Here is an 859-nt window from a genome sequence, read left to right on the forward strand (position 1 = left end):
TTCCTCCATAGTGTGACTGGCGAGAAATTGCGCCGTGCGTTAGCGCGAGAGAGGACTGCGGTCCGGTTCACGGCGCGCGAGCGTTCCTGGGTTTCACTTGGCGACCCAGGCGACGCTTTTCGGATTGAAGGCAATGCTCCACGAATGCTTCAGATTTGCGTCGACGCGAGCTGTGGAACCATTGCCGTTGGAAACACGGGTGGTGATCGGGTGTTGCAGGGCGTGCACTGAACCGCCGCGTGCCATACTGTCGGCCAGTAACATGCCGTCCATAGGTGCGCGCAGCGTGTGGATCCGTTTCATGTTCGGCCTCCCGCGCCTGGAGGAGCGTTGGTTGGGATCGAGAGTAAACGGGCGAGCTGCCACCTTTATTCAACGCGCCGAGCGAAAAAGAACAGCGATGAGAATCGTCCGTGTGCCGACGCCAAACGTATGCGAACCGTTTCGGCGTGGGCGTTGCGCTGTTCGAACTGTATCGGCCGACGTGCCCCGTGCAATCGGAGTTGCTTCTCCGCACAATTGGTCCCGCCGGGTGTCAGATTGCGCAGTGGGCGAACTACACGAAGTTATCGCTCGAGATGTACCTTCAATAATGCTGGTCGCCTCTGGGCGCGTCACTTCGGTGCGAAGACGAATGGGTCAAATCGACCCATCTCGGACACCCATAGTCGGTCGCCGGGCGGCCGGTTCAAGGCGGCGGATTCAACCGGTCGATGCAATAGTTTTCTGGAACCGTTCAGCCGGCGTTTCGTAATTCAATGTCTTCCTTGGACGCTCGTTCAGCCTTCTTGCCACGGCATTGAGTTTGGCCTGTGAGTACACCGACAGATCGATACCTTTCGGGAAGTACTGCCTCAGG

The 859-nt window shown here is 58.4% G+C and carries 1 protein-coding gene and 1 pseudogene; both read right to left on the reverse strand.

Annotated elements, in window-relative coordinates:
- Positions 1 to 93 precede the first annotated feature (93 nt).
- Positions 94 to 303, reverse strand: a complete 210-nt coding sequence (locus BMI01S_RS37785) for a hypothetical protein (protein WP_156123899.1) — start codon at positions 301 to 303, stop codon at positions 94 to 96.
- Between the two features lie 399 nt (positions 304 to 702).
- Positions 703 to 859 (reverse strand): annotated as a pseudogene (locus BMI01S_RS41760) (IS30 family transposase); the annotation flags it as partial.

This window comes from Paraburkholderia mimosarum LMG 23256 = NBRC 106338, assembly GCF_000739815.1.
Taxonomy (GTDB): Bacteria; Pseudomonadota; Gammaproteobacteria; order Burkholderiales; family Burkholderiaceae; genus Paraburkholderia; species Paraburkholderia mimosarum.

Coding starts and splice junctions, on each gene's coding strand:
- BMI01S_RS37785 (WP_156123899.1), bottom strand. CDS start 303: ATGAAACGGATCCACACGCTGCGCGCACCTATGGACGGCATGTTACTG.